The 5,247-nt window shown below is 33.7% G+C and carries 4 protein-coding genes; 1 reads left to right on the plus strand and 3 read right to left on the minus strand.

What is annotated here, in order from left to right; all coding sequences use genetic code 11:
- Positions 1 to 53: 53 nt before the first annotated feature.
- Positions 54 to 611, minus strand: coding sequence for an exonuclease domain-containing protein (locus tag HMPREF9449_RS15735; RefSeq protein WP_009135711.1), 558 nt, complete (start codon positions 609 to 611; stop codon positions 54 to 56).
- A 234-nt stretch (positions 612 to 845) separates the two neighbouring features.
- Positions 846 to 2,012, minus strand: a complete 1,167-nt coding sequence (locus HMPREF9449_RS02775; RefSeq protein WP_008651082.1) for a tetracycline-inactivating monooxygenase Tet(X2) — start codon at positions 2,010 to 2,012, stop codon at positions 846 to 848.
- Between the two features lie 357 nt (positions 2,013 to 2,369).
- Here HMPREF9449_RS02775 and ere(D) point away from each other — a divergent pair, with 357 nt between their 5' ends.
- Positions 2,370 to 3,596: an EreD family erythromycin esterase gene (gene ere(D), locus HMPREF9449_RS02780; RefSeq protein WP_009040233.1), complete on the plus strand. Its 1,227-nt coding sequence runs from the start codon at positions 2,370 to 2,372 to the stop codon at positions 3,594 to 3,596.
- A 200-nt stretch (positions 3,597 to 3,796) separates the two neighbouring features.
- On the opposite strand, the gene HMPREF9449_RS02785 is transcribed toward ere(D), so the two are convergent.
- The gene (locus tag HMPREF9449_RS02785) at positions 3,797 to 4,660 is read right to left on the minus strand and encodes an aminoglycoside 6-adenylyltransferase AadS (protein ID WP_003013318.1); all 864 of its coding nucleotides are present in this window, start codon (positions 4,658 to 4,660) and stop codon (positions 3,797 to 3,799) included.
- Positions 4,661 to 5,247 lie beyond the last annotated feature (587 nt).

Below are 5,247 nucleotides of genomic sequence, written 5' to 3' on the forward strand. Positions count from 1 at the left end.
AACCGAAATGAGCCGTAAAACTGAATATGTTCATAATCCCTGCTTTTTGAGCGCTAATATACTAAAAATATTAGGTGTGTTTGCGGAGAATCAGATAGATTTTTCAAAACACTCAAGTCCATACTCGCATTATGAAAAATTAATAAATTAGATGAAAGATATTTAGAAAGTTCGTCTTCCCATAATTCTTGAAAATTAAGGGAAAATTCTACATCTTCATATGAAATTCCGTGTATTGAAGTATGAGTTTTTAAAAACTTTTCTGATTTTGGTGGATTTATATAGTGTTTTGTCGAATAAACTATTGTGTCATTTTTCACGAAGCATAATCCGATTGCACAAGCACTTAATCTACTGTTATTTGCTGTCTCAAAGTCAATAGCAATAAAATCAAATTTATTTTCAAAGTACTCAGGGAATGTATGAGGATTTTTAAATTGATTGAATTTCAATTTTTGCAAAATCGCTTGTTCGTATTGAGGTTTTACTTTATAACCAACTTGTTTTGCTTTTTTTAGCCAAGGTTCAAGAATATAGTTTGGTGTATTTTCGATAAAATTATAGAATAGAAATTCATTGTTTGTTTCAGGATTTATTCCCGAAACTTCCATTTCAATTTGATTTTTTGGTTTAGGTTTAAAAAAGTTAAACATAGTTCATTTTGTATAATTCAGACGAGTTTTGGTGTAATATGGCATATAACGTTTGGCAAATTGGCGATGGAGCCGACTTTTAGCACAAATGTTGAATAGAATTACTAATCTTCAACATTGCACAAAAGTTCAATAGAAGTACTTCACCGGCTCTATTGCCAATTTGTTTGTTATGTGCCGTTTTATTCCATTTTATACATTTAACAATTGCTGAAACGTAAAGTCGGGTTTAAACATTTCAATTTCGTTTTGAGTTGATTCTTCTTGTGCTTCTTTGCCATAGATAAACATTTGCTGTTCATAATTTTTAACAGCCTCTTCAATGCTATTAAATTTTCCATCGGCTAGATTATCAGACAATATCAAGGCATCCACCAACCCACTATTTACTCCCTGCCCTGCAAAAGGCGGCATCAAATGTGCGGCATCCCCAATCATTGTTATGGGTAATGGGCGCTTGCTTTTCCAAGGCTTTTCTAAAGGAAATATCCGTGTAGCCAATCCTACAAATGACAACGTCGTATGAATCAATTCTTTGTAGCGTTCGTCCCAATCGGAAAATTCTTTCAGAAGAAAATCAACGACACTATTTCTGTTTTGAAAATCTACCTGCGTTTGGTTTTTCCATTCATCAGGTGTTTTAAAACTTATTCCAAAATGCAATGCACCATTATTATTGGGGTTAGCAAATAATAAATTACCTTGGTGAGATGCCATTAGCCGGTTTCCATTGCATAGCTGAAAAAATCCAGGACAGTTTATCTCTGGTTGATGAATATCGGCTTGTATATTGAAAGTACCTGTTTCTTCAACTTCCGTGTCGGTAACAAATTTTCTTACCTTGGACATCCCGCCATTGGCAAGAATAACCAAATCTGCTGTTTCACTCGGTTTATTCTCAAAAGTTAGTGTCCACTTCTTCTTACCAGGTTCAAGCATAACAAGTTTTCTATCCCAAATAACCGTGTCGTTTTCTAAACTATTCAACAAGATAGCCCTTAAGTCATTTCTGTTTATTTCAGGATTGTCAAATCGATTTTCGGGCTTTACATTTTTTGTGGATAAAATATTGCCTTTTTCATCAGCAATATTTACACCCATTGGTAAGGCTAAGTCATAATAAGTTTGTAACAATCCCGCTTTTTTCATTGCTTCCTGACCTGAACCTTTGTGTAGGTCAAGGGTTCCACCAAAAATTCTTGCCTCTCGGTCGTTGTCTCTTTCGTAAACTGAAACGTCTATGCCGTTTTGCTGTAATAATTTTGCCATAGTCAGTCCAACGGGTCCACCACCAATTATTGCAACGTTCTTATCACTAAGTAAATTCATTTGTTTGTCTGTATCTATTCGCATTGTCATTCAAAAATGGCACATAACGGGAAACGCATTGGCGAAGTGGCGGATAAATTGGACAAAAAGTTCAATTTAGCGAGAACGTAGCCGATGTGTTTCCACAGAGCTAACTTACAAATAAAAAGCGAATGTGGAACACATTCGGCGGAATAAAATGCAGAAACTTTCAATTTAGCACTTAACCTGCCATTTTGCCAATGCGATGTTATGTGAAGGAATTTTTAGTATCTTTGTATTCAAATAATTCACATTTTATGTATTTCAGCAAGCCTTGGTAATTAAAAATTAAAGTAAATTATTAAATCGTCTTTTTGAGACGGTTGCTATTTGGTACGTTAATTTTTAATTTAAAATAAGGTAATAATGAAAAATATAAAACCCTTAACTTTTCCGTTTAATTCGGAAAATAATACATCCATAAAACAAAGTCTTTTTCGATTTCGAGAATATTTTGATTCTTCTACAATTGTTGGTTTAGGCGAAAACGCACATTTCATAAAAGAGTTTTTTACATTCAGGCATCAAGTTATTGAGTTTTTAGTAACTGAATGTGATTTTGACACCTTGGCATTTGAGTTTGGTTTTTCTGAAGGATTAGAAGTTGATAAGTGGATAAAATCACAAATTCCATTCGACGATTTGGATAAGTTACTGTCACACTTTTATTATCCAAATGAGTTTAAAGATACTTTGCTATGGCTTCGTCGGTATAATCAAGACAATAATAATCAAATTACCTTTTTAGGTGTGGATATTCCTAAAAATGGAGGTTCTTATTTTCCAAACTTTCGTATTGTATCTGATTATTTGCAAAGACTTTCAATCGTTTCTTCTGATGTCTTACAGAAGATTTTAAATCTTGCTGAGAAATTTGATTTCTATTCGACTTCTCAGCTTGCGTTAAATTTATCGCTTTTTGATGAAGCTGAACATAATGAATTAAAAGCATTGCTATTAAAAGTTTACATTCGTTTGATTACTCTTCAACCAAAATTAGAAAGTTTAGAATTTCAATCGATAGTTCATCAAGTTAAAGGCTTGATTTATATGAATTATAATGCTGATGCTATGGAAAGTTTCATTACTGAAAGGGGAATTGAAGGAGATATGGGAGCAAAAGACCAGTATATGGCAGAAAGCATTGATTGGTTTTTGAAAAATTCACTTGGTAAAAAGATTATTTTGGTTGCCCACAATGCTCACATTCAAAAAACTCCGGTAGATTTTGATGGATTTATTAGTTGTTATCCAATGGGGCAAAGACTTTCGATGACTTTTGGAGAAAAATATAAAGCATTTGCAATAACTAATCTACGTGGAGAAACTGCGGCATTGTATCCTGATAATGATTATCAATTTGGCTTTAGGGTTGATAAATTTCCACTTGATTTTCCAGAGTCGGATTCTGTTGAATTTATTATGCAAGAATTTGGAGGAAAAGAATGCTGTTTACTAATGAACAGAAGTACGGAATTAAAAAATTGTAATAAGATTCGATTTGATTCGATGTGCCTAAAAACTGAAATAGAAGAAGCTTTTGACGGAATTTTTCTAATAGAAAAATCAACTGTTTCAGAAGTAGTGGATTGAGAATTTATAAATTTAATTTCGAAACGGCACTTTCTTTTTGGAGGTGCCGTTTTATTCTTTCACATAACGTGCCGCGTATTGGCGATGGGCGGGATTTTTAGCACTGAACTTTAATCGAAGAACAGAAGTTGAATTTTGCACTTCCGTTGATACGAAGCCGTTCAGCCCGCCTATTGCCAATACGATGTTGTACGACGTAGTTATGTTTTGGGTTTTAGTCCAGCTAAATATTTTCGTATGTCATTTTCTAATTTATCCGGGTATTTGTACTCTAATTTTTTTGACAATTCAGTTCCTATTTCTGAAACTAAATCAGTCATTGAAAATAGAGCAGTCCAATTTTCCTTTATATCGCTCCCTGAAAATGTTTGTTCTGTTTTAGCCCACATTTCCTGGTTAAGATACTTTTTGAAAAGCCGTCCATATTTATTGGTCGTTATGTTCCAATTGTGTTCACTTGCAATGTGCCATTCAATTAAAGGAATTAAATATTCTGTGCGAATAACGGTTTCCGACATAAATTTCGCATAGAATATTTCATCTCTCACAAGACACTTTGCCACGTAAGTTGTGTCCCACCAAAAATCGTTTATTAGATTTTGAAACTCTTTTTCAGACGGTTTTTTGATAATGGAAATTTGATAAGTTGGTTTCAGCATTTGCTTTGTAATACCATCTTTATCAATTAAAATTTTATAACCAATATCCCAATCTTCTGGTAATTCTTTCTCTTGCGTTTCCTTTATAAATTTTGATTTGCTGTAAAGTTTAAAATCTACTTTCACACCGTCTTCATAAAGTAGCATTTTCATTGCGTGTTTATGGTTAAAACAACTTTCGTCTTCTTCAATCATAGCAATTGGATTTCCGAATTTAAGCGTCCAGCTTTTGTCTGAAATGTAATTTGTATTATCCTCAAAAACAAATTCAATGTCTAAATCACTAAATTCGTCAACAAGTGCTAAAGGATTTACAAGTGAACTTGTCAGAAGAAGAACTCTTACATCTTCGTTTTTCTCCGACCATTCTATAATTGTTCTTAACTTTTCTTCTCTGACTTTCATTTTGTTTGGTTCGGTTTTACTATGTCGTACAACGGTTCTCAGCTATACGCAGGCAGGGATTTTAACCACTGAACTTCCTACGAAGAACTGAACTTTAAATTTACCACTTAACTGTCCTACGAAGCACGAAACCCCTGCTTGCGTATAGGTGATGTTATGCGGTCGGTTTTCATTTTCTCTTCTTTCTCGTTAATTTGTCAAGCAAAGTTACTAAATTTGCAGTCAAGCAATTTCAATTTTTGAATTATGTATTTCAGCAGACCTTGGACTTCTATCTAAGTGATAGGCAGTCCTGAAAATTCCAATCTCTTTTAGGTCAAGACAATTAGTCTATGGGTTTCGTGTACCGACTTTTTTGTAAAGGCGTTACGTTGTCATAGTTGCTCTGTCGGGTAATACTGTCTATTCACTTCTCCACGATTTGAATTCTTGAGTTCAACTTATAAATGCAACTTTTTGGGTGCGGATAATAAGCAATAAAAACATTTATTTTTCAGAGAGGAAAGAGAGACAATGTCCCCCTTTCTCTCACTCTGAATGGATAAAGTTTGCTATCTTTGCTTTAATTGTCCGTCCAAAGAAAAAAA

Source organism: Odoribacter laneus YIT 12061, from assembly GCF_000243215.1.
GTDB classification, from domain to species: Bacteria; Bacteroidota; Bacteroidia; order Bacteroidales; family Marinifilaceae; genus Culturomica; species Culturomica lanea.